Origin of the sequence: Pseudomonas sp. MMS21 TM103 (assembly GCF_022132145.1) — a bacterium.
GTDB lineage: Bacteria > Pseudomonadota > Gammaproteobacteria > Pseudomonadales > Pseudomonadaceae > Aquipseudomonas.
Map to the genome: position 1 here is coordinate 933818 of NZ_JAJISP010000001.1, position 22878 is coordinate 956695.

Consider the following 22878-nt stretch of genomic DNA (forward strand, 5'->3'; position numbering starts at 1 on the left):
GATCACCACTGAACGCGCGACCTGAACAGCCTCTGCAGGACTTATCGCCATGCCTGATTACCGTTCGAAAACCTCCACCCACGGCCGCAACATGGCCGGCGCCCGGGCCCTCTGGCGTGCCACCGGGATGAAGGACGAGGACTTCAAGAAGCCGATCATCGCCATCGCCAACTCCTTCACCCAGTTCGTGCCCGGCCACGTGCACCTGAAGGACATGGGCCAACTGGTCGCCCGCGAGATCGAACGCGCTGGCGGCGTGGCCAAGGAATTCAACACCATCGCCGTCGATGACGGCATCGCCATGGGTCACGACGGCATGCTCTATTCGCTGCCCAGCCGCGAGATCATCGCCGACTCCGTGGAATACATGGTCAACGCCCATTGCGCCGACGCCATTGTGTGTATTTCCAACTGCGACAAGATCACCCCCGGCATGCTGCTGGCATCGCTGCGCCTGAACATCCCGGTGATCTTCGTCTCCGGCGGGCCGATGGAAGCTGGCAAGACCAAGCTGGCCAGCCACGGCCTGGACCTGGTCGACGCCATGGTGATCGCCGCCGACGACAGCGCCTCCGACGAGAAGGTCGCCGAATACGAGCGCAGCGCCTGCCCAACCTGCGGCAGCTGCTCCGGCATGTTTACCGCCAACTCGATGAACTGCCTGATGGAAGCCTTAGGGCTCGCCCTACCGGGCAACGGCTCGACCCTGGCCACCCACAGCGACCGCGAACAGCTGTTCCTGCAAGCCGGGCGTACCGCCGTCGAGCTGTGCAAACGCTACTACGGTGAAGGCGACGAGTCGGTGCTGCCACGCAACATCGCCAACTTCAAGGCGTTCGAGAACGCCATGACCTTGGACATTGCCATGGGTGGTTCAACCAACACCATCCTGCACCTGCTGGCCGCCGCCCAGGAAGGCGAGATCGCTTTCGACCTGCGCGATATCGACCGTCTTTCGCGCAAAGTGCCGCAGCTGTGCAAGGTCGCGCCGAACATCCAGAAGTACCACATGGAAGACGTCCACCGCGCCGGCGGCATCTTCAGCATCCTCGGCTCCCTGGCCCGCGGCGGCCTGCTGCACACCGACCTGCCGACCGTGCACAGCAAGTCCATGGCCGAAGCCATCGCCAAGTGGGACATCACCCAGACCGACGATGAGGCCGTGCACACCTTCTTCCGCGCCGGCCCGGCTGGCATCCCGACCCAGACCGCGTTCAGCCAGAGCACCCGCTGGGACACGGTCGATGACGACCGAGAGAACGGCTGCATCCGCAGCGTCGAGCATGCCTACTCGCAAGAAGGCGGCCTGGCCGTGCTCTACGGCAATATCGCCGTCGATGGCTGCGTGGTGAAGACCGCCGGGGTGGACGAGTCGATCCATGTCTTCGAAGGCAACGCGAAAATCTTCGAAAGCCAGGACAGCGCCGTGCGCGGCATCCTCGCCGACGAAGTGCAGGCCGGCGACATCGTCATCATCCGCTACGAAGGCCCGAAAGGCGGTCCGGGCATGCAGGAAATGCTCTACCCGACCTCGTACCTGAAGTCCAAGGGCCTGGGCAAAGCCTGCGCCCTGCTCACCGACGGGCGCTTCTCCGGCGGCACCTCGGGCCTGTCGATCGGCCACGCCTCGCCGGAGGCCGCCGCGGGCGGCGCCATCGGCCTGGTGCGCCAAGGCGACAAGATCCTGATCAACATCCACGAGCGCTCGATCAACCTGTTGATCAGCGACGAAGAACTGGCCGCACGCCGGGTGGAACAGGACCAGAAGGGCTGGAAGCCGGTGGAAAACCGTCCACGCAAGGTGACCACCGCGCTCAAGGCCTACGCCCTGCTCGCCACCAGCGCCGACAAGGGTGCGGTACGCGACAAGGCATTGCTGGACAAACTGGTGCCCTGACGCGCCACGCCCACCCAGAAGCCCGGCCTAGTGCCGGGCTTTTGTTTTCAGGCCCGAGGGTCTGTTGCCGTTTCGTTGCGAGCCGCGTTGCCGCGACGAAACGGCAACAGACCCTAGCTCACGCCCATGTAGCGCCCGGCGCGGTGATTGATCGCCAGCACCATGTTCAGCGCCACCGCGCCGAGGATCGACAGGGCGACCTTGTCCAGCGGCACGATGAACACCGCCGCCAGCACGATAGTCACGTCGATAGCCATCTGGATCTTGCCGGCGCGCAGGCCGAAGCGGTCCTGCAAGAACAGCGCGAGGATATTCACCCCCCCCAGGCTGGCGCGATGACGGAACAGCATCAACAGCCCCAGGCCCATGGCGAAACCGCCGAACAGGGCCGCGTAGACCACGTTCAGCTGGGCGAAGCCGATCCACTGCGGGGTCAGTTCGGCCAGCAGCGACACCAGGCCGACCGCGCAGAAGGTGCGCAAGGTGAACTGCCAGCCCATCTGCCAGATGGCCAGGGCATAGAACGGCAGATTGATCAGGAAGAACGACCAGCCAAATGACCAGCCGAGCAGGTACTTGAGCAGGAAGGCGATACCCACGGTACCGCCGGTCAGCAGCCCCGCATGGCCATACAAGGCGATACCCAGTGCGACCATCATGGTGCCCATCAGCAGCGCCAGGGCATCCTCCCACAGTGGGTGACGCATGAAAATCGCGGCGATGGCATCCGCCTGAGGGCTGTCGGAGTCGACTCCACGCATGCTGTATGACCTGTGATTGCTGTTGCAGGAGGGCCAAGCATAGCCCTGTCGTGCGCGCCCCGAATTGGCTGGGGTCAAGAAAACGGCAGAGCGCGGCGCCTCACTTCAGGCGCCACGCTCGATACACTCAACGCCGTGTCCAGGTCTCGAAGGTGTAGGCCGGTGATTGCGCCAAAGGCGCAAAGGTCTCGGCAGCCGTACGCTGCCAGGCGGCGGCGTCGAACTCGGGAAACCAGGCATCGCCCTCGGGGCTTATATCGACCCGGGTCAGATACAGCCGCGCGGCCAGTGGCAGCGCCTGTTGGTAGAGCTGCGCACCGCCGATCAGCATCAGTTCGTCGACACCCTGCTCGCGCGCCCACTGCTCGGCACGCACGATGGCCGCCTCGAGCGAAGCGAAGACTTCCGCGCCGTCGAACTGCAAGCCGGGCTGGCGACTGACCACCAGATTGAGCCGGCCCGGCAAGGGCCGGCCGAGCGAGTCCCAGGTCTTGCGACCCATGATGATCGGCTTGCCCAGGGTCAGCGCCTTGAAGTGTTTGAGGTCCGCCGGCAGGTGCCAGGGCAGTTGATTAGCGCGGCCAATCACGCGGTTCTGCGCGAGGGCGGCGATCAGGCAGAGGGGGAGAGTGTTTTTCATAGGCGCGAGAATACCGACTCCGCGGCGATCATTGAAGCCTTCCCTCCGTTCACCTGACCGTCCTGGCGCTTGCCGACCACGCGGTTACGCCCCTGCTCCTTGGCCAGGTACAGCGCGACATCCGCCAGACGCAAGGTATCGCTCAGGCTCTGATGAGGTTGCGGAGTGAGGTAGGCCATGCCGATGCTGAGCGTGACCACGCCGGCTGCATCCGAACAGGCATGGCTCAGGCCCAGAGCCTCGATAGCGCTGCGGATATCCTCCAGGATCGCCAGCAGCTGGTCTTCACCCAGGCCATACCAGAGACCCACAAACTCCTCGCCGCCATAGCGCGCCGTACAATCCAGCGGCCGCCGGGCATGCTCGCCGATCACCCGAGCAACCTGGCGCAACGCCTCGTCACCCGCGGCATGCCCATAGTGATCGTTGTAGCGCTTGAAGAAGTCCACATCCATCATCACCACACCCAGCGCCTGCTTTTCCCGCTGAGCCTGACGCCAGCTGCGCTCGGCACGCTCGGTGAAGGCGCGACGGTTAAGCAACCCGGTGAGGAAGTCCTTCTCGGCAAGGTCCTGCAACAGGCCATGGGCGAGGAAGTTCTGCCGCGTGGCATATTCCAGGGAATAGCAGCCCACCGAGCCGATAATATTGGCCAAGGCCAGAAACAGGGCATTGCTCAGCAGCAGTTCGCCCGCCAGGCCAATGCTCAGCTCCACGGCCAGATACGCCAGAAAGGTCAGCCAGCCGCATAGCACGGCAGTGGTACAACGTAGACCGGTCAGGAAATAGAAAAACACCGTGACCAGGATGATGCCCTCGTAGGGCAGAGCAAAGCCGTGATAGCGGGCCAAACCAATGATACCCGCCACCGCCAGCCCGCAGACTAGCGCCACAATGCCGCCGATCAGCTGCAGGTGGTCGCGCAGCCCACGCCGATAGGTGGCCAGCCAAGCCAGGAGCAGCAGCGGCTGCATCAGCCCCAAACGCAGGGCGAGTATCCGGCCACGCAGTGGGTCCGGCAGGCCGATCGCATCCAGCACCACAAACAGCAGCGCCAGCAACATGGCCACCAACAACGCCCAGCGCATGCGGCGCAGGAACACATTGGCGTGATAGCGCTTGAACGCCTGCTCCAGTTCACCGTCAAAACCAAGTGCCCGAAAGCCCTGCTGATGCTGACGCAGGTAGGGAGAATCCTGATTGACCCACTCCAGGTGCGGTAATTTCACGATGGCACTCGCTTTTATTGTTGGGCCTTGGGCGGTCGATACAACTGGATTCGGCAGAAATCGCAGCGACTGGCCACCAGCCTAGCCGGACTGACAAAAGAGTACACGTCCTTACTGCCGTGCCATCAATAGGCCGCTGCGGTTATCCTCTGTTTTCCACTCCCCTACGGAACGCCGTGTGAGCCCAATCGAGAAACCCGTGCTCAACCGCCTGCATCGTCTCTGGCTAAGCGAAACCATTCGCCTGCGCGAAGAGCACGCCGGCCCGCTGGAAGACAGCGAGGCCAACCGCCGCGCCCGAGCGGATGGCGGCACCTTGGCCCAGCGCATCCAGGCCCGCGCCCTGTTCCTCGCCCAGCGCGACGGCCAGGTGCAGGCACTGCAACACTGGCTACAGGGTGCGCAATTGGCGCTGGCCGCCTTGTTGCTGCTGGCCCTGCTCAGCGGCATCGGCCTGGCGGGCGCGGCCCTGGGTGATGGCCAGCGACCAGTCAACGTGTTCTGGGCCCTGGGCAGCCTGCTGGGCCTCAACCTACTGATGCTGCTCGGCTGGGTCCTCGGCCTGCTGCTGAGCCGGGACAACGCCGGCGCGCTGGGCCGGTTGTGGCTGTGGCTCAGCGAAAAACTCGCGCGTGACGCCAGCGCCGCGCAACTGGCGCCGGCGCTGCTGGTGTTATTACAGCGCCAACGCCTGAGTCGCTGGGGCCTCGGTGTGCTGGTGCATGGCTTGTGGCTGCTGGCCTCGCTCGCGGCCCTGGCGACGCTGCTACTCCTGCTCTCCACCCGCCGCTATGGTTTCGTCTGGGAAAGCACCATTCTCGGCGGCGAAACTTTTATCGGCCTGACCCAGGCCATCGGCACACTGCCGGCGCTGCTCGGTTTCGCCCTGCCGGATGCCGAGATGATCCGCGCCAGCGGCGACAGCGCCCTGCTCAGTGAAAGCGCCCGCCACAGCTGGGCCGGCTGGCTGGTTGGCGTGCTGCTGGTCTATGGCCTGCTGCCGCGCCTGCTGCTGGCCTTGCTCTGCCTGTGGCGCTGGCGTCGGGGATGCGCGGCCCTGCAGCTGGATACCGAGCTGCCTGGCTACGGTCTGCTGCGTGAGCGCCTGCAGCCGAGCAGCGAACGCCTGGGCATCAGCGATGCGGCGCCAGCGCAGTTGCATCAGCCGCAAGCCGGCACCGGCCCCCTGCAGAGCCAGGGCGCGCTGCTGGTCGCCATCGAGCTGGACAGTCACCGCGCGTGGCCGCCAGCGCTGCCCAAGAGCATCGCCAATGCCGGGGTGATCGACAACCGCGAGCAGCGCCAACGCCTGCTCGAACAACTCAGCCGCTTTCCACCGGCGCGCCTGGCCATCGCCTGCGATCCGCAGCGCTCGCCGGATCGTGGCAGCCTGGCGCTCCTCGCCGAACTGGCCCGTAGTGCCGGCGCCACACGCATCTGGTTATTACCGCCACCACCGGGCGCAGCCCTCGACAGCGCTCGCCTGGACGATTGGCACCAAGCCCTCGAACAGCTGCGGCTGGTGCACAGCGGCAGTGCCCCGCTCAACTGGCTGGAGACGGGCCATGACTGATCTCGAGTGCGGCGCAGCTCGGCTGCAATCCGGGCGACGAGAACCGGGTAGGCTGGATGACGCCTCGTTCATCCAGCCTCCTGTTCGGTGGATGGGTAACGCGTCATCCAGCCTACGGAGCCAACGATGAAGCACCCGCTCAAACTGGCCGTGGTCGGCCACACCAACGTCGGCAAGACCTCGCTGCTGCGCACCCTGACCCGCGACGTCGGCTTCGGCGAAGTCTCTCCGCGTGCCAGCACCACCCGCCATGTCGAGGGCGCACGCCTGTCGGTGGACGGTCAGGCCCTGCTGGAGCTGTACGACACCCCCGGCCTGGAAGACGCCATCGCCCTGCTCGACTACCTGGAACGTCAGGAACGTCCCGGCGAACGCCTGGACGGCCCTTCCCGCCTGGCCCGCTTTCTCGACAGCAGCGAGGCGCGTCAGCGTTTCGAACAGGAGGCCAAGGTACTGCGCCAGTTGCTCGCCTCGGACGCCGGCCTCTACGTGATCGACGCCCGCGAGCCGGTGTTGGCCAAGTATCGCGACGAACTGGCGATCCTCTCCATGTGCGGCCGCCCCTTGCTGCCGGTGCTGAACTTCGTCGCCGGCCGCCAGCACCGCGAAGACGACTGGTACCAAGCCCTGGCCCGTCTCGGCCTGCATGCGCGGGTCGCCTTCGACAGCGTGGCGCCGCCGCTGGATGGCGAACGGCGGCTGTACGAGAGCCTGGCCCTGCTGCAGGAAAAGGCCCGGCCACAACTGCAGCGGCTGATCGACGACCATGAAGTGCAGCGCCAGGCCCGCCGCCACAACGGCACCCGCCTGATCGCCGAACTGCTGCTCGACTGCGCCGCCTGCCGCCGCAGCGTGGCGGCCCAGCCAACCCTGGAACAGGGCGCGATCCGCGAACTGCGCGAAACCATCCGCCAGCGCGAACAGCGTTGCGTCGAAGCGCTGCTGCGGCTGTATGCCTTTCGCCAGGACGACGCCAAGGCCGAAGCCGTGCCCTTGCTCGACGGCCGCTGGGGCGACGACCTGTTCAACCCGGAAACCCTCAAGCAGCTCGGGGTCAAGGTCGGCGGCGGCATGGCCGCTGGCGCCGCCACCGGCGTCGGCATCGACCTGCTGGTCGGCGGCGTCACCCTCGGCGCCGCGGCCGCACTCGGTGCCCTGATCGGCGGCAGCGCGCAGACCCTGCGCGGCTACGGCGCCCGCCTGAAAGGCAAACTCAAGGGCCAGCGCGAGCTGACGGTGGACGACGCCGTGTTGCGCCTGCTCGCCCTGCGCCAGCAACTGTTGCTGCAAACCCTGGAAGCCCGCGGCCACGCGGCGGTGCAGGCCATCCAGCTGGCCGCGCCGCAGGAGGCGCTGTGGCGCGAAGGCAAACTGCCGGACGCCCTGCACAAGGCGCGCGCCCATCCTGAATGGTCGGCGCTCAATCCAGGCGCCCGCCTAGACCAGGCGGAGCGTCAGGAACTGCTCGACCGACTGGGCACGACGCTTACCGTGGCCTGAGCCCAGTGGATAGCGCCTGCCACGAGCGACGGCCGGTCGGACTGTGCATGTCCTGCGCGGCGTGATCGGGGCCGCAGCAGCGCCTCAGGGCGCCCCCAGGTAAAGCTGCAGTACCTTGCGCCAGTCATCGCCGGTCGTCATGCGCAGTACTTCCCGGCTGATCTGTTCGCGGTAGGCGCTGCCGTTGGCCAGGGCGAACGCGTAGGACTGGTTCTCGAAGGTGCCGGGCAGCAGGCGCAAACCGCCCTGGCCCAACTCGCCATTGCGGTACTGCAGGATCGGCTGGTCGTAGACCACGGCATCAGCCTCGCCCTGCTGCACCGCACGCATCGCATCGAGCAGGCCTGGATAATCGCTACGGCGAATCCGCTGGCTGTCCAGGTAGCGCGCACTGACGGTCTTGTCGATGGTCGCCACATGGGCGCGGCGCAGATCCTCCGGTCCCTGGATACCGCCCTGCAGGTTGCCCACGGTAAGCGCGCTGGTCACCGCCGCCGTGAAGGTCGACACCATGATCAGTCCGGCAAACATCCACACCAGGCCAATCAGCCGCCCGCCCAGGGTCACCGGCGACTTGTCGCCATAACCGACGGTGGTCATGGTCACCGCCGCCCACCAGAAGCTGGAGCCCAACCCCTGCACCGGTGTGCCGCCGAACTGCTGCTGGTTGCGCCGCCGCTCGAACAGCCAGACCAGCCCGCCGACCAGCAGCATCAACACCGCCAGGCCGAGGATCAGGCTGACGAACTGCCAGGACAGCAAACCCTTGACCGCGGCCCAGCCACTGCCCTCGCTGGCCGTGGGCACAGCGATAGCCAGTCCGGTGCGATAGAACGGATGAGTGAAGTCGAAGCGTTCCTCGCGTTCGGCGGTCATGGTCAGGGCGCCGACCACCACATCCAGCTGATCGTCTTCCAGGCTCGGCAACAGGCGCTCGAACGGCATCGGCAGCAGCTCGTAGCGATAGCCCGACTGCTCGGCGACCGCCTTCCACAGATCGATGCTGATGCCGCGCCAACTACCATCCGGCTCGCGGATGACGAACGGCGGCACTTCGTTGATACCCACCCGCAAGACCGGCGCGCTCGCTTCCTGCGCGGCGGCGGGCAACCCCAGCAGACACAGCAGCAGAATGATCAGAATCCTCGGCACAAGCACGCTCCTTCCCAATCGGCAAAACGCCAGGGTAGCAAAAATCACCGCCAGTGCCCGGTTACGGCCTGGCTCGCGGGCTCCTCGGGGTTGCAGGCGTCCCGTTTGATGCCGGTCAATATCTGCACCGCCAGCGCTGCCACACTGGCCGAGTCACTCTGCAGGATGCCATTCATGCCTCGCGACCTCCGCCCTTCGCGCCTGCTCATCGTGCCCCTGCTGCTTGGGCTGCTCGCCGCTGGCCTGTTCGGTTATTGGCTGTCGCTCAGGGAACGCCTGCCCGAAGGTCTGGCCATGGGCAATGGACGCCTCGAGGCCACCGAGGTGCAGATCGCCAGCAAGTACCCCGGGCGCCTGGCCGAGGTGCGGGTGCAGGAGGGCGACCGGGTGACCCAGGGCCAGCTGCTCGCCCGCCTGGATACCCGCACCCTGGAGGCCCAGCGTGCCCAGGCCGAGGCCGAGGTGCGCCGCGCCGAGGAGAATCTGGTCGCCAGCCAGGCCACCGTGCGCCTGCGCAACAGCGAGCGGCGGCTGGCCGAGCAGGACCTCAAGCGCTTTCGCGAGCTGTTCCAACGTGGCCACACCAGCCGCCAGCAACTCGACCAGCAGCAGTCGCGCTTCGATACTGCCGGCGCCGCCCTGGAGGCCGCCCGCGCCCAAGTTTCGGCGGCTCGCGCGGCGATCGGCGCGGCCCAGGCGCTGGTCGCCCAGCTGAGCAGCGAAATCGACGACAGCAACCTGCGCGCACCACTCGACGGCCTCGTCCAGCTGCGCCTGGCCGAACCCGGCGAAGTGCTCGGCGCCGGCGGGCGGGTGCTGCTGCTGATCAATCCCGACGAGCAGTACATGAATCTCTACCTGTCCGCCGCCCTGGCCGGCCGCCTGACCCAGGGCGACGAGGCGCGGGTGCTGCTCGATGCCCTGCCCGAGCGGCCGCTGCCGGCCAGGATCGCCTATGTCGCGGCCAAGGCGCAGTTCACCCCCAAGGAGGTGGAGACCCGTGACGAGCGGCAGAAGCTGGTCTTCCGGGTCAAGCTGCGCCTGAGCGAACCGGCCGCCGTGCCCCAGGCCAAGCCGGGCATGCCCGGCGTCGGTTATGTGCGCAGCGCCGAGGTCGCCTGGCCGGCCGAGCTGCAATGAGCGACTGGGCGATCCGCGCCGAAGGCCTGCAGCATGGCTACGGCAAACAGCTGGCGCTGGACGGCATCGACTTCGAACTGGCGGTCGGTGCGCGCTGCGCCCTGATCGGCCCGGACGGTGCCGGCAAGTCCAGCCTGCTGGGCCTGATCGCCGGGGTGAAGAAGCTGCAGCGCGGCCGCCTGGAGGTGCTCGGCGGGCCGATCGAGCAACGCCGCCACCGCACCAGCCTGTACCCGCGCATCGCCTTCATGCCCCAGGGACTGGGGCACAACCTCTACCCCGACTTGTCGATCGCAGAGAACATTCACTTCTTTGCCACCCTGTTCGGCCTGAGCCGCGCCGAGCGCCAGGCGCGCATGGCCAACCTGCTGGCGGCCACCGACCTGACGGCCTTCGCCGAGCGCCCGGCCGGCAAGCTGTCCGGCGGCATGAAGCAGAAGCTCGGGCTGTGCTGCGCGCTGATCCACGAGCCGGACTTGCTGGTCCTGGACGAGCCGACCACCGGGGTCGACCCCTTGTCGCGCCGGCGCTTCTGGGAACTGGTCGAGCAGGTACGCGCCGGGCGGCCACAGCTGACCCTGCTGGTGGCCACCGCCTACATGGAGGAGGCCGAGCAGTTCGACAGCTGCCTGATGCTCGACCGCGGCCGGCTGATCGCCGCGGGCCGTACCGCCGAGCTGGCCAGGGTCACCGCCAGCGGCCACCTGGACGAAGCCTTCACCCACTTCCAGGGCGGCGCGGCGCCGCGCCAGGCGCTGCTGATCCCGCCGCTGCCCGCGCAGTCTGCCGAGATCGCCATCGAGGCCCGCGAGCTGAGCCTGCGCTTCGGCGATTTCACCGCGGTGGACAAGGTCAGCTTCGCCATCCGCCGCCGCGAGATCTTCGGCTTCCTCGGCTCAAACGGCTGCGGCAAGACCACCACCATGAAGGTCCTCACCGGCCTGCTGCCGGCCAGCGCCGGCAGTGCCCGCCTGCTCGGCCAACCGGTGGACGCCGGTGACCTGGCCACGCGCAAGCGGGTCGGCTTCATGTCGCAGAGCTTCTCGCTGTACGGCGAGCTGTCGGTGCGGCAGAACCTGGAGCTGCACGCGCGCCTGTTCGACCTGCCGGCGACCGAGGGCCGCACGCGCAGCCAGGCGCTGATCGAGCGTTTCGGCCTGGCCGAACACGCCGGCGACGCGGCCGGCGAGTTGCCGCTGGGCCTGCGCCAACGGCTGTCGCTGGCGGTGGCGGTGATCCATGGCCCGGAGGTGCTGATCCTCGACGAACCCACCTCCGGCGTCGACCCGGCGGCGCGCGACGACTTCTGGCGCCTGCTGCTGGAGCTGTCGCGCGAGCAGGGGGTGACCATCTTCCTCTCCACCCACTTCATGAACGAGGCCGAGCGCTGCGACCGCATCTCGCTGATGCATGCCGGCCGGGTGCTGGCCTGTGACACCCCGGCCGCACTGCAGCAGCAGTTCGCCGCGCAGGATCTGGAGCAGGCCTTCGTCCGCTGCCTGGAGCAGGCCCAGGGCGACAGCCCCGTGCCGCCGCCAGCGGCTGTTGCCGCCGCGACCGCCGGCACGGCGCCGCTGCAGCCCGGCTTCAGCCTGCGCCGCCTGCGCGCCCTGGCCGTGCGCGAGAGCATGGAGCTGCTGCGCGACCGGGTGCGCCTGGCCTTCGCCTTGTTCGGCGCCTTGTTCATGATGGTGGTCTTCGGCTACGGCATCTCCCTGGACGTGGAGCACATTGCCTTCGCCGCCTTCGACCAGGACCAGTCGCCGCACAGCCGCGCCTACCTGGAGGCCTTCCGCAGCTCGCGCTACTTCGACGAGCGCGCGCCTATCGCCGACGCCGGCGAACTGCACCGGCGCCTGCAACGCTCGGAGCTGAAGCTGGCGCTGCAGATCCCGCCGGGCTTCGGCCGCGACCTGCTGGCCGGGCGCCAGCCGCAGGTGGCCGCCTGGCTCGACGGCGGCATGCCGTTTCGCGCCGAGACCAGCCGCAACTACGTCGAGGCGGTGCACCTAGCCAACCTCGAGCGCCTGGCCCGGGAGAGCAGCCCGGCCCTCGCCGCCCCAGCCGTCGCCAGCCTGCAGACGCGCTTTCGCTACAACCAGGACGTGGTCAGCGTGCACGCCATCGGCCCCGGGGTGATGGCGCTGATCCTGGCCTTCATCCCGGCGATGCTCACCGCCCTGGGCGTGGTGCGGGAAAAAGAGCTGGGCTCGATCAGCAACTTCTACGCCACCCCGCTGACCCGCCTGGAGTTCCTGCTCGGCAAGCAGCTGCCCTACCTGGTCATCAGCCTGCTCAACCTGGCCATGCTGGTGGCGCTCAACCGCCTGCTGTTCGGCGTGCCGTTCAAGGGCAGCGGCCTGACCCTGGCCCTCGGCGGCCTGCTCTACCTGCTCGCCACCACCAGCCTGGGCCTGCTGATCTCGGCCTTCACCCGCACCCAGATCGCCGCGATCCTCGGCACGGTGATCATCACCACCCTGCCGACCATCCAGTATTCCGGGCTGATCGTGCCGCGCTCCTCGCTGGCAGGCGGCTCGGCGCTGATGGGCCAGCTGTTCCCGGCCGGGCACTTTCTCGACATCGCCGTCGGCACCTTCACCAAGGCCCTCGACCTGCGCAGCCTGTGGCCGCAATGCCTGGCGCTGCTGGGCTTCTTCCTCATCGCCAGCGCGCTCAGCGTGTGGCTGCTGAAGAAGCAGGAGGTCTAGGGTGAACAAGCTGGCGCATATCTTCCGCCTCGGCCTCAAGGAGCTGACCAGCCTGCGCCACGACAGCGTGCTGCTGCTGTTCCTGCTGTATGCCTTCAGCGTGGCCGTGTACATGCCGGCCACCGGCTCGGTGATCGGCGTGCACCATGCCAGCGTGGCCATGGTCGACGAGGACCGCAGCCCGCTGTCGCGGCGCCTGGCCGAGGTACTGCAGCCACCGGAATTCCAGATCCCCGAGCTGCTGCCCTACGACCAGCTAGACGCGGCCCTGGACAGCGGTCGCTTCACCTTCGTCATCGACATCCCGGCGAACTTCCAGGCCGACCTGCTGGCCGGGCGCCAGCCGGCCCTGCAGCTCAACGTCGACGCCACCGCCATGAGCCAGGCGTTCATGGGCGCGCGCGATCTGGGGCGGATCCTGCAGCGCGAGTTGCTCGACTACGCCCATCCGGACGCCGCCGCACAGGCGCCGGTCGGGCTGACCAGCCGCGCGTTGTTCAACGCCAACCTGCAGGGCGGCTGGTTCCTCGCACTGCTGCAGATCGTCAACCACATCACCATCCTGGCCGTGTTGCTGACCGGCACCGCGCTGCTGCGCGAACGCGAGCACGGCACCCTCGACCACCTGCTGGTGCTGCCGCTGACCGCACTGGAGATCATGCTGGCGAAGATCTGGAGCAACGCCCTGGTGGTGGTGATCTGTACCTGGCTTTCGCTGGAACTGGTGGTCAAGGGTGCGCTCGGCGTGCCGCTGGCCGGCTCGCTCGCCTTGTTCCTCGCGGTGACCGCACTCTACCTGTTCGCCAGCACGGCCCTGGGCATCTTCCTCGCCACCCTGGCGCGCTCGATCCCGCAGTTCGGCCTGCTGGCGATCCCGGTGATCATTCCGATGCTGATGCTCTCCGGCGGCAGCACGCCGATGGAGAGCATGCCGGTGTGGCTGCAGCAGCTGATGCAGCTCTCGCCATCGACTCATTACCTCAGCCTGAGCACCTCGATCCTGTTCCGCGACGCCGGCCCGGGCGTGCTCTGGCCCGAGCTGGCGGCGCTGACGGCGATCGGCCTGGTGTTCTTCGGCCTGGCGCTACGACGCTTTCGCAGCAGCCTGACGGCCTAGGCTCTTAGACGGCGACCGGCGCGCTGATGTGCGGATGGGCCTGATAACCGAGCAGTTCGAAGTCCTCGAACCTGAAGGCGAAGATATCCTTCACCGCCGGGTTGAGCTGCATGGTCGGCAGCGGCAGCGGCTCACGGCTCAGTTGCAGGTCGGCCTGCTCGAGATGATTGGCGTACAGGTGGCAGTCACCGCCAGTCCAGATGAAGTCACCCGGCTGCAGGTTGCAGACCTGGGCCACCATCAGGGTCAGCAACGCGTAGCTGGCAATGTTGAAGGGCACGCCGAGGAAGATGTCGGCCGAGCGCTGGTACAGCTGGCAGCTCAGCTTGCCGTCGGCGACGTAGAACTGGAACAGCGCATGACACGGCGGCAGGGCCATCTGCTCGACCAGCGCCGGGTTCCAGGCCGAAACGATCAGGCGGCGCGAGTCCGGGTTGTGCTTGATCATCTCGATCAGCTTGCTGATCTGGTCGATCGACTGGCCGTTCGGCGCCGGCCAGTTGCGCCACTGATAGCCGTAGACCGGACCGAGGTCGCCGTTCTCGTCGGCCCACTCGTCCCAGATGCGCACGCCGTTGTCCTTCAGGTACTGGATGTTGGTGTCGCCCTGAAGAAACCACAGCAGCTCGTGAATGATCGATTTCAGGTGGCACTTCTTGGTGGTCACCAGGGGAAAACCGGCGGCCAGGTCGAAGCGCATCTGATGGGCGAACAGGCTGTAGGTGCCGGTGCCGGTGCGGTCGCTCTTGAAGGTGCCGGTGTCGCGCACCAGGCGCATCAGGTCGAGGTACTGCTTCATCGGGCGGCTCCCTGGACGGCTTGGCGGTGGTAGGCGAACCAGATCAGGCCCACGCCGAGCAGAATCATCGGCAGACTGAGCACCTGGCCCATGGTCAGCCAGTTCCAGGCCAGATAGCCGAGCTGCGGATCCGGCACCCGGACGAACTCGACGATAAAGCGGAACAGCCCGTAACAGGCGGCGAACATGCCCGACACCGCCATGGTCGGCCGCGGTTTGCGCGAGTAGAACCAGAGGATGGCGAACAGCGCCACACCTTCCAGGGCGAACTGGTAGAGCTGCGAGGGATGGCGCGCCAGTTGCTCGGGATCGGTGGGGAAGACCATGGCCCAGGGCAGGTCGGTGGCCTTGCCCCAGAGCTCGGCGTTGATGAAGTTGCCGATGCGCCCGGCGCCCAGGCCGATCGGCACCAGCGGCGCGATGAAATCCATCAACTGGAAGAAGCTCTTGCCATTGCGCTTGCCGAACCACCAGGTCGCCAGCATCACGCCGATAAAGCCGCCGTGAAACGACATGCCGCCCTTCCACACCTGCAGGATCAGGCTCGGCTGGTCGATATAGGCCGCCAGGTCGTAGAACAGCACATAGCCCAGGCGACCGCCGAGGATCACCCCCATGGCCACCCAGAACACCAGATCGGAGAGCTTTTCCTGGTTCCAGTTCGGCTCGAAGCGGCTCAAGCGGCGCGAGGCCAGCCACCAGGCGCCACCGATACCGATCAGGTACATCAGGCCGTACCAGTGAATTTTCAGCGGGCCCAGGGCAATAGCCACGGGGTCGATCTGCGGGTAAGGCAGCATGTTAATTCCTCACATCAAAAAATTCACGCCAACGCTGAACAGCAGCAAGGCGAACAGGCGCTTGAGCAGGCGTGGCGACAGACGATGCGCCAAGCGTGCGCCAAAACGGGCAAAGAACATACTGGTGAAGGCAATCCCGGCCATGGCGGGCAGATAGACGAAGCCCAGGCTCCACTGCGGCAATTGCGGGCTGTCCCAACCCAGCCACATGAAGGTCAGCGCACCGGCCACGGCAATCGGCAGGCCGCAGGCGGCGGACGTGGCCACCGCCTGCTGCATGGGCACGCTACGCCAGGTCAGGAAGGGCACGTTGAGCGAACCGCCGCCAATCCCGAAAATCGCCGAAGCCCAGCCAATTACGCCACCGGCGACGGTCAACACCAATTTGCCAGGGACCGAGCTGATGGCCTTGGGTCTAAGGTCCAGGGCCATCTGCAGGGAAACAAGGATCGCGAACACGCCGATGATCTTCTGCAGCTGCGGCCCCTTGATCGCCGCGGCGGTCATGGCCCCCAGGGCCGCGCCCAACAAGATACCCAGGGTCATCCAGACGAAGATCGGCCAGCGCACCGCTCCGCGCCGATGGTGTTCCAGTACCGAGTTGACCGACGTGAAGACGATGGTCGCCAGCGAAGTCCCCACCGCCAGGTGGGTGAGCACGTTCGGGTCGAAACCCTGGGCGGCGAAACTGAATACCAGCACCGGCACGATGATGATCCCACCACCGACACCGAACAGCCCGGCCAGAACGCCAGCAGCGGCGCCAAGCACCAAATACAGCAAGATTTCCATCGCCACCCCCGAAAACAATGCGCAATGGTAATCGCCGCAGGCTGATGCGGGAAGCGCGGAGCGGACTTGGGACTTGCACAATAGGACAGCTACGCTTCAATCTTAGTACCTCAAGCCTGCTGCCCCCGATAGGACTCCCATGTGCCTGATCGTATTCGCTTGGCGTCCCGGCCATGAGTTGCCGTTGGTCATGGCGGCCAACCGCGACGAATTCTATGAACGCCCCAGCCTGCCGCTGGCGCAATGGCCGGACCTGCCTGGAGTGATCGCGGGGCGCGATCAACAGGCCGGCGGCACCTGGCTGGGTGTCGGCCCCGGGGGCCGTTTCGCCGCGCTGACCAATATCCGCGACCCGCGCCAGCCGCCGCGAGGCCGCTCCAGGGGCGAGCTTCCCATCCAGTTCCTGAGTGGCCCGCTCGATCCGCAAGCCTTCTTGCACGACCTGACGCAACGCGCCGGCGACTATTCGGCTTTCAACCTACTACTCGGCGACCACCAGCAACTCTGGCTGCTGAACTCACGCGCAGGCGAGCCCGTGCAACTGACGGGGGGGCTCTACGGCCTGTCGAATGCCGAACTGGATACGCCCTGGCCCAAGGTGGAAAAAGCCAAGGCGTTGCTCGATGAATGCCTGATAGAGCCACAGATTCCGTCGCTACTGGACTTGCTCCATGACTGCCAACAGGTCGAAGACGCCCGCCTACCCGACACCGGTGTAGGCTTGAATACCGAACGCCTGCTCTCGAGCATTTTCATCGCCACCCACAGCTATGGCACCCGCGCCAGCACGGTGCTGCTGGTCAAGGCCGACGGTTCGCGAACCCTGGTCGAGCGCAGCTACGGCCCCTTTGGCGCCTACCTGAACGAGGTGAGGATCGAGCGCTAGGAGCTTCCCGCCTGGGATTCAGGCCTGGATATCCGACGCCGGATTGATCATACGGCCCAGGCCGAGGTTGCGCAGGGCCAGTTGCAGGGTGCTGTGGATCACCTGCGGATTGTCGATGGTCATCACCTGCGCCAGCAGCTCCTTGGCCTTGCCCAGGCTGATCTGACGCAGCAGCCACTTCACCTTGGGCAGGTTGGTGGCGTTCATCGACAGACTGTCGAAACCCATCGCCATCAGCAGCACTGCCGCCGCCGGGTCGCCGGCCATTTCGCCACAGATACTCACCGGCTTGCCTTCGGCATGGGCGCCTTCGACCACCGTGCACAGCGCTTGCAGCACTGCTGGGTGGAGAAAGTCGTAGAGATCGGCGACGCGCGGGTTGTTGCGGTCCACCGCCAGCAGGTACTGGGTCAGGTCGTTGGAGCCGACCGAGAGGAAGTCGACCTGACGCGCCAACTCACGAACCTGATAGACCGCTGCGGGGATCTCGATCATCACCCCCACCGGCGGAAGAGGGATGTCTACGCCCTCGTCGCGCACCTCGCCCCAGGAACGGTGAATCAGGTGCAGCGCTTCTTCCAGCTCCTGGATGCCGGAAATCATCGGCAACAGGATGCGCAGGTTATCCAGGCCTTCACTGGCCTTGAGCATGGCGCGGGTCTGCACCAGGAAGATTTCCGGGTGGTCGAGGGTGACGCGGATGCCGCGCCAACCGAGGAAGGGGTTTTCTTCCTTGATCGGGAAGTAGCTGAGCGCCTTGTCACCGCCGATATCCAGGCTGCGCATGGTCACCGGCAACGGATGGAAGGCCACCAGCTGCTCACGATAGATGGCCAGCTGTTCCTTCTCGCTGGGGAAACGCTCCTTGATCATGAAGGGCACTTCGGTACGGTACAGGCCCACGCCCTCGGCGCCGCGCTCCTGAGCGCGCTTCACATCGGCAAGCAGGCCGGTGTTGACCCACAGCGGCATACGGTAACCGTCCAGCGTCTCGCACGGCAGGCCACGCAAGGCATCGAGACCCTGGGTCAGCTGACGCTCTTCCTCGACCACCTCGGCATACTGCTTGCGCAGGAGCTCGCTGGGGTTGGTGAAGACCTCGCCATGGTAGCCGTCGACGATCAGCTGGATGCCGTCGATCTTCGAATAGGGCAGGTCGACCACCCCCATCACCGTGGGAATACCCATGGCGCGGGCGAAGATCGCCACATGCGAGTTGCCTGAGCCCTGCACCGAGATCAGGCCGACCAGCTTACCCTCGGGCACTTCGCCGAGCATGGCCGGCGACAGTTCCTCGCTGACCAGGATGCAATTATCGGGATACACCAGGGTCTGCTGGCGCGCCTGCTGCAGATAGGCGAGCAGGCGCCGGCCGAGATCCTTGACGTCGGAGGCGCGCTCGCGCAGGTAGGCATCGTCCATCAGCTCGAAGCGATTGACGTGCTCGCCGATCACCTGGCGCAAGGCCCCCTGGGCCCACTGCCCGGTCTTGATGACCTTGACCACCTCGTTACCCAGGGCGGCGTCTTCCAGCATCATCAGGTAGACATCGAACAGCGCGCGCTCTTCCGGACGCAACTGGCTGGCCATCTTCGCCGACAAGGCGCGCATGTCGTTGCGCACGCCGTCCAGAGCGGTGCTGAACAGCAGCAACTCGGCGGCGACGTCCTCGACGTGCTTGTCCGGCACCACCTCCAGGTCGGCCGCCGGCAGCACCACCACGGCCGTGCCCACCGCCGCACCGGGAGAACCCGGCACGCCAATGAACTTGGCCTCCTGGATGCCCTTGCCTTGCCTGCCCAGGCCACGGATCGAACCGGTTGCCTCGGCATGCGCGATAACCCCGGCGAGCTGAGCGCTCATAGTCACCAGGAAGGCTTCTTCGCCCTCGTCGAACTGGCGCCGCTCCTTTTGCTGGATCACCAGCACGCCCATCACCTTGCGGTGGTGGATGATCGGCGACCCTAGAAAGGAGGCATAACGTTCCTCGCCGGTTTCGGCGAAGTAGCGGTAGCGCGGGTGAGCGGCGGCGTCTTCCAGATTGAGCGGTTCTTCGCGGGTGCCGACCAGTCCGACCAGGCCCTCGTTGGGGGCCATGCTGACCTTGCCGATGGAGCGCTTGTTCAGGCCATCGGTGGCCATCAGCACGAAGCGATTGGTCTCGGGGTCGAGCAGGTAGACCGAGCAGACCTGGCTGCCCATGGCCTCTTTGACCCGCTGCACAATGATGCCCAAGGCCGCCTTGAGATCCTTGGCAGCATTAACTTCCTGGACGATCTTGCGTAGCGTATTGAGCATGGCTCGGCTCTAGTCCGTGTCAGTCCCGTGCCAGCAGGCGCGGAGCGAGTTCCTTGAGGGCGCGACGATAGACCTCGCGCTTGAATGTGACCACCTGGCCCAACGGATACCAGTAGCTGACCCAGCGCCAGCCATCGAATTCGGGCTTGCCGGTCAGGTCCATGCGGACCCGCTGTTCGTCGGACGTCAGACGCAGCAGGAACCACTTCTGTTTCTGGCCGATGCACAGCGGCTGGCTGTGGGTACGAACCAGACGCTGAGGCAGACGATACCTCAACCAACCCCGCGTGCAGGCGAGAATTTTCACATCCTGCTGTTCCAGGCCGACTTCTTCGTTCAGTTCGCGGTACAGCGCTTCTTCCGGTGACTCATAGTCGTTGATCCCGCCTTGCGGGAACTGCCAGGCGTCCTGGTTTATCCGACGCGCCCAGAGCACCTGGCCGACATCATTGGTCAGAATGATGCCGACATTGGGGCGAAAACCATCAGGATCGATCACGGCGCACAACCTCGTAAACGCATGTTTCAGCATTGTTCCACAAAGGTCGCAACAGCGGCAACGCGAGCACCCGAATGGGCAGGCCGGGGAAAAGTCGCTATCCTGACCGCCCTTCTAGATTTTGTTCAAAGGTGCCCTGTGCGTCTGGCTTTATTCGATCTCGACAACACCCTGCTCGGCGGCGACAGCGATCACGCCTGGGGCGATTACCTGTGCGAACGCGGCATTCTCGATGGTGTCGCCTACAAGACGCGCAACGACGAGTTCTACCAGGACTACCTGGCCGGTCGCCTGGATATCCGCGACTACCTGAACTTCAGCCTGGCCATCCTTGGCCGCAGCGAGATGGCGCAACTCGAGCAGTGGCACCGCGAGTTCATGCGCGACTGCGTCGAACCGATCATCCTGGCCAAGGGCGAAGCCCTGCTCGAGGAGCACCGCGCCGCCGGCGACAAGCTGCTGATCATCACCGCCACCAACCGCTTCGTCACCGCACCGATCGCCGCCCGCCTGGGCGTCGACACCCTGCTGGCCACCGAATGCGAAATGGCCGACGGGCGCTACACCGGACGCACCACCGACGTACCCTGCTTCAAGGAGGGCAAGGTCACCCGGCTCAACCGCTGGCTGGCGGAAACCGGTTTCAGCCTGGCCGACAGCTGCTTCTACAGTGACTCGATGAACGACCTGGCGCTGCTGGAGCAAGTCACCCACCCCGTAGCAGTCGATCCCGACCCGAACCTGCGGGCCGCAGCCGAACAGCGCGGCTGGCCGATCATTTCGTTGCGCTGAACAACCCGCTGAGCTTGCTTCGTAGGCCGCCCAGCGCTGGGCGGCCGGGCGGCGATCCGTTCGGCGCGCAGCGACGGCCCATCAAGGTTGCGCCGCGCCGGCGGACTGCCGGCGGGGAGAAGCGCCAACTGTCAGGCCGGCTTGGCGCCCATCAGGCCCATGATCACCAGCAACAGCAGGACGATCAGCCCGGCATAGGCGGCGGTAAAGCCCAGCAGGCGGCTGGACGCCGGCGCTTCACCCAGTGCCTGCCAGGCGGCCAGGCGACCGGCGAGCAGCAGACCGAAGAGCATCATCACCGCGAACAGGATGCTGCTACCCAGCAACCAGGTCTGGCCCAGCGGCCAACCGCGCATATTCACCAGCCCCCAGCCACTGACCGGCAGGCTCAGCGCCAGCAAGCCCAGCAGCGGCAGGCTGATCATGCGGGTGCGCCGCAGCTTGCGCTGCAAGATGTCAGCATCACCACCACGCCGGGCCTTCCACAACATGAAGACATGGGCCAGCACCCCGAGCAGCAGCAGAATGGCGGGCAGGCTGTGAGCAATTCGCAGAAGCAGGTATGAATCCATAATGCGGTTGTTCCCTGTCGGATGACCGACGCAATAAGTCGTTAAGCAATGCGGTGTACGACGGCCGGTCAACCCAGAAAGAGGGTGTACGCCGGGTTTTCACTTTCGTCCCAGTACGGATAGCCGATCGCATCCAGTGCCGCCGGCACCAGATGGCGCTCGGCCTCAGGCACTTGCAGGCCGGCGACCACCCGCCCATCGGCGGCGCCGTGGTTGCGGTAGTGGAACATCGAGATGTTCCAGCGCCCACCGAGTTTCTGCAGGAAATTGAACAGTGCGCCCGGCCGCTCAGGGAACTCGAAGCGCAGCACCACCTCGTCGCGCACCCGCGCGGCATGACCGCCGACCATATGGCGGATGTGCAGTTTGGCCAGCTCGTTATCGGTCAGGTCCACCACCGGGAAGCCCTGGCCTCGCAGGTTTTCCACCAGGGCGGCGCGCGGGTCGTTTTCCGGGTGGGTCTGCACGCCGACGAAGATGTGCGCTTCCTTGTCGCTGTGGTAGCGGTAGTTGAACTCGGTGATCTGGCGCTTGCCGATCGCCTCGCAGAAGGCCTTGAAGCTGCCCGGCTGCTCGGGAATGGTCACGGCAATGATCGCCTCGCGCTTCTCGCCCAGCTCGGCACGCTCGGCGACATGGCGCAGGCGGTCGAAGTTGACGTTGGCACCCGAGTCGATGCCGACCAGCACTTGACCACTGCTGCCTTCGCGCTCGATGTACTTCTTGATCCCGGCGACGCTCAGGGCGCCAGCCGGCTCGGTGATCGAGCGGGTGTCGTCGTAGATGTCCTTGATCGCCGCGCAGATCTCGTCGGTGCTGACGGTGATCACCTCGTCGACATGGTGCCGACAGACATCGAAGGTGTACTGGCCGATCTGCGCCACCGCGACGCCGTCGGCGAACAGCCCGACCTGTGGCAGCACCACCCGCTCGCCAGCAGCCATGGCCGCCTGCAGGCAGTTGGAGTCGTCCGGCTCGACGCCGATGATCTTGATCTCGGGCCGCAGGTATTTGACATAGGCGGCAATGCCGGCGATCAAGCCGCCGCCGCCGACCGGCACGAAGATCGCGTCGAGCTGACCCGGCTGCTGGCGGAGGATTTCCATGGCGACGGTGCCCTGGCCGGCAATGGTGTGCGGATCGTCATAGGGGTGGATATAGATGTAGCCCTTCTCGTCCACCAGTTTCAACGAATAGGCCAGCGCCTCGGGGAAGCTGTCGCCGTGCAGCACCACCTTGCCGCCGCGCGAGCGCACGCCCTGGACCTTGATCTCCGGGGTGGTCTTGGGCATCACGATGGTCGCCTTGACCCCCAGCACCTTGGCCGCCAGGGCCAGGCCCTGGGCATGGTTGCCGGCGGAGGCAGTAACCACCCCACGCGCACGTTCCTCGGCCGAGAGCTGCGCCAGCTTGTTGTAGGCGCCGCGAATCTTGAACGAGTACACCGGCTGCAAGTCTTCGCGCTTGAGCAGAATCTGGCTGCCCAGACGCTCGGACAATTGGCTGGCGGTTTGCAACGGCGTTTCCACCGCGACGTCGTAGACGCGCGAGGTGAGGATCATCTTGACGTACTGTTCGAGCATGGCGTTATCGCAGGCGGCTTTTCGAGGGAGTCCGCGAGTCTACCCCAGGCCCGCGCCGAACGACCATACGAAACCCGGGGTTTTGCCGGCGGGCAGCGCAGCCGGACGGCGATTCGCCGCCATCAGTCGCATGCAGG

The 22878-nt window shown here is 66.0% G+C and carries 20 protein-coding genes; 8 read left to right on the top strand and 12 right to left on the bottom strand.

Features of this window, described 5'->3' with window-relative positions:
* Positions 1-49 precede the first annotated feature (49 nt).
* On the top strand, positions 50-1897 hold the full coding sequence (ilvD, locus tag LJY18_RS04270) for a dihydroxy-acid dehydratase (protein WP_238040549.1): 1848 nt from the start codon (positions 50-52) through the stop codon (positions 1895-1897).
* Between the two features lie 113 nt (positions 1898-2010).
* Here the strand turns inward: ilvD and LJY18_RS04275 are convergent, their stop codons facing one another.
* The 3 genes from LJY18_RS04275 to LJY18_RS04285 all read right to left on the bottom strand — a co-directional run bounded on the left by LJY18_RS04275 (position 2011) and on the right by LJY18_RS04285 (position 4527).
* On the bottom strand, positions 2011-2658 hold the full coding sequence (locus tag LJY18_RS04275; protein WP_238040550.1) for a YitT family protein: 648 nt from the start codon (positions 2656-2658) through the stop codon (positions 2011-2013).
* Positions 2659-2785: 127 nt separating this feature from the next.
* Positions 2786-3298 carry a dihydrofolate reductase gene (locus LJY18_RS04280; protein ID WP_238040551.1) on the bottom strand — a complete coding sequence of 171 codons (513 nt, stop codon included), beginning with the start codon at positions 3296-3298 and terminating at the stop codon, positions 2786-2788.
* Positions 3295-4527 carry a GGDEF domain-containing protein gene (locus LJY18_RS04285; RefSeq protein ID WP_238040552.1) on the bottom strand — a complete coding sequence of 411 codons (1233 nt, stop codon included), beginning with the start codon at positions 4525-4527 and terminating at the stop codon, positions 3295-3297. The genes LJY18_RS04280 and LJY18_RS04285 overlap by 4 nt, the downstream gene beginning before the upstream one ends.
* A gap of 187 nt (positions 4528-4714) precedes the next feature.
* On the opposite strand from LJY18_RS04285, the gene LJY18_RS04290 reads away from it, so the two are divergent.
* Complete coding sequence (locus LJY18_RS04290; RefSeq protein WP_238041113.1) at positions 4715-6100, top strand: DUF2868 domain-containing protein; 1386 nt, start codon at positions 4715-4717, stop codon at positions 6098-6100.
* Positions 6101-6226: 126 nt separating this feature from the next.
* Positions 6227-7600 (top strand): GTPase/DUF3482 domain-containing protein, encoded by a 1374-nt coding sequence (locus LJY18_RS04295; protein ID WP_238040553.1) that lies wholly within the window; start codon positions 6227-6229, stop codon positions 7598-7600.
* Between the two features lie 84 nt (positions 7601-7684).
* On the opposite strand, the gene LJY18_RS04300 is transcribed toward LJY18_RS04295, so the two are convergent.
* A complete protein-coding gene (locus LJY18_RS04300; RefSeq protein ID WP_238040554.1) occupies positions 7685-8752 on the bottom strand; it encodes a transporter substrate-binding domain-containing protein in 1068 nt (355 codons plus the stop codon).
* A gap of 44 nt (positions 8753-8796) precedes the next feature.
* Positions 8797-8928, bottom strand: coding sequence for a hypothetical protein (locus LJY18_RS22470; RefSeq protein WP_269137665.1), 132 nt, complete (start codon positions 8926-8928; stop codon positions 8797-8799).
* On the opposite strand from LJY18_RS22470, the gene LJY18_RS04305 reads away from it, so the two are divergent.
* From LJY18_RS04305 to LJY18_RS04315, 3 genes are read left to right on the top strand one after another with little or no spacing between them, the layout of a single operon-like run.
* Positions 8927-9892 (top strand): HlyD family secretion protein, encoded by a 966-nt coding sequence (locus LJY18_RS04305; RefSeq protein ID WP_238040555.1) that lies wholly within the window; start codon positions 8927-8929, stop codon positions 9890-9892. The genes LJY18_RS22470 and LJY18_RS04305 overlap by 2 nt on opposite strands.
* Positions 9889-12603, top strand: coding sequence for a ribosome-associated ATPase/putative transporter RbbA (gene rbbA, locus LJY18_RS04310; protein WP_238040556.1), 2715 nt, complete (start codon positions 9889-9891; stop codon positions 12601-12603). Before LJY18_RS04305 ends, rbbA begins: the two co-directional genes overlap by 4 nt.
* Position 12604: 1 nt before the next feature.
* On the top strand, positions 12605-13720 hold the full coding sequence (locus LJY18_RS04315) for an ABC transporter permease (RefSeq protein WP_238040557.1): 1116 nt from the start codon (positions 12605-12607) through the stop codon (positions 13718-13720).
* Between the two features lie 4 nt (positions 13721-13724).
* On the opposite strand, the gene LJY18_RS04320 is transcribed toward LJY18_RS04315, so the two are convergent.
* Genes LJY18_RS04320 through LJY18_RS04330 form a run of 3 tightly spaced genes read right to left on the bottom strand, consistent with a single transcriptional unit; the run spans position 13725 to position 16111 of the window.
* Positions 13725-14519: a thymidylate synthase gene (locus LJY18_RS04320; RefSeq protein ID WP_238040558.1), complete on the bottom strand. Its 795-nt coding sequence runs from the start codon at positions 14517-14519 to the stop codon at positions 13725-13727.
* A complete protein-coding gene (gene lgt, locus LJY18_RS04325; RefSeq protein ID WP_238040559.1) occupies positions 14516-15319 on the bottom strand; it encodes a prolipoprotein diacylglyceryl transferase in 804 nt (267 codons plus the stop codon). The genes LJY18_RS04320 and lgt overlap by 4 nt, the downstream gene beginning before the upstream one ends.
* Before the next feature lie 9 nt (positions 15320-15328).
* Positions 15329-16111, bottom strand: a complete 783-nt coding sequence (locus LJY18_RS04330; protein WP_238040560.1) for a sulfite exporter TauE/SafE family protein — start codon at positions 16109-16111, stop codon at positions 15329-15331.
* A gap of 139 nt (positions 16112-16250) precedes the next feature.
* On the opposite strand from LJY18_RS04330, the gene LJY18_RS04335 reads away from it, so the two are divergent.
* Positions 16251-16997: an NRDE family protein gene (locus tag LJY18_RS04335; protein WP_238040561.1), complete on the top strand. Its 747-nt coding sequence runs from the start codon at positions 16251-16253 to the stop codon at positions 16995-16997.
* A gap of 18 nt (positions 16998-17015) precedes the next feature.
* On the opposite strand, the gene ptsP is transcribed toward LJY18_RS04335, so the two are convergent.
* Positions 17016-19295, bottom strand: coding sequence for a phosphoenolpyruvate--protein phosphotransferase (gene ptsP, locus LJY18_RS04340; protein WP_238040562.1), 2280 nt, complete (start codon positions 19293-19295; stop codon positions 17016-17018).
* Between the two features lie 19 nt (positions 19296-19314).
* Entirely contained in the window at positions 19315-19794 is a 480-nt protein-coding gene (locus LJY18_RS04345; protein WP_079203695.1) for an RNA pyrophosphohydrolase, read from the bottom strand.
* A gap of 138 nt (positions 19795-19932) precedes the next feature.
* On the opposite strand from LJY18_RS04345, the gene LJY18_RS04350 reads away from it, so the two are divergent.
* Positions 19933-20586 carry an HAD family hydrolase gene (locus tag LJY18_RS04350; RefSeq protein ID WP_238040563.1) on the top strand — a complete coding sequence of 218 codons (654 nt, stop codon included), beginning with the start codon at positions 19933-19935 and terminating at the stop codon, positions 20584-20586.
* A 131-nt stretch (positions 20587-20717) separates the two neighbouring features.
* On the opposite strand, the gene LJY18_RS04355 is transcribed toward LJY18_RS04350, so the two are convergent.
* Together LJY18_RS04355 and ilvA are read right to left on the bottom strand one after the other, a co-directional pair.
* The gene (locus LJY18_RS04355) at positions 20718-21158 is read right to left on the bottom strand and encodes a DUF2269 family protein (protein ID WP_238040564.1); all 441 of its coding nucleotides are present in this window, start codon (positions 21156-21158) and stop codon (positions 20718-20720) included.
* Between the two features lie 68 nt (positions 21159-21226).
* On the bottom strand, positions 21227-22741 hold the full coding sequence (gene ilvA / locus LJY18_RS04360; RefSeq protein WP_238040565.1) for a threonine ammonia-lyase, biosynthetic: 1515 nt from the start codon (positions 22739-22741) through the stop codon (positions 21227-21229).
* Positions 22742-22878: the final 137 nt, after the last annotated feature.